Source organism: Terrabacter sp. 2TAF16 (assembly GCF_052115065.1).
GTDB lineage: Bacteria > Actinomycetota > Actinomycetes > Actinomycetales > Dermatophilaceae > Terrabacter.
Map to the genome: position 1 here is coordinate 1 of NZ_JBFRFZ010000045.1, position 515 is coordinate 515.

Annotated in this window: 1 pseudogene; it reads right to left on the reverse strand. The window is 76.8% G+C overall.

Going from position 1 to position 515, the window contains the following annotated elements:
• Positions 1-214: pseudogene (locus AB4Z14_RS22055) on the reverse strand (HNH endonuclease signature motif containing protein); the annotation flags it as partial.
• Positions 215-515 lie beyond the last annotated feature (301 nt).

A 515-nucleotide genomic window follows, 5' to 3' on the forward strand; every position in this document is an offset into this window, starting at 1 on the left:
GGGCGACCTCCCCGGCGCCGACACCGGTCGCGAGGGCGATCTCCTCGGTGACGACCCGCTCGGGCGAGACCCGCGCGGACACCCGGGCGAGGGCCCCGACCGGGAGGGCGTCGACCTGGTGGGCCTCGATGCCGGCCAGCGCGCCGTACGCGGCGAGSAGGTCGGCCTCGAGGCGCGCCTTGGCGACCTCGAGCGCCTGGATCTCGGCCAGCACCCGCTCCCCGGCCGCGCCAACCCCTCCAACGCCACCGCTGCMGCCGCGCGCTCACCGGCCGTCACCCGGGCAGCACCACCGGTGCGCCCCTTCCCACATGCCACCGCGGCACCGGGAACAGAGGCGAGTGCGGCATCCGCGCGCCAGCGCTCCAGCACCGGCTCCAGCGACCGGGACAGTCGGCCACGGTCGGCCGTCCACGCCACCCTCAGAGTCCTCCAGCGCCCACCCGCCGGCGCACCGGAGGACTCCACCGGTGACGGGGTGTACGGCACGGCGAGCCTCCTCTCGGCGATCCTTC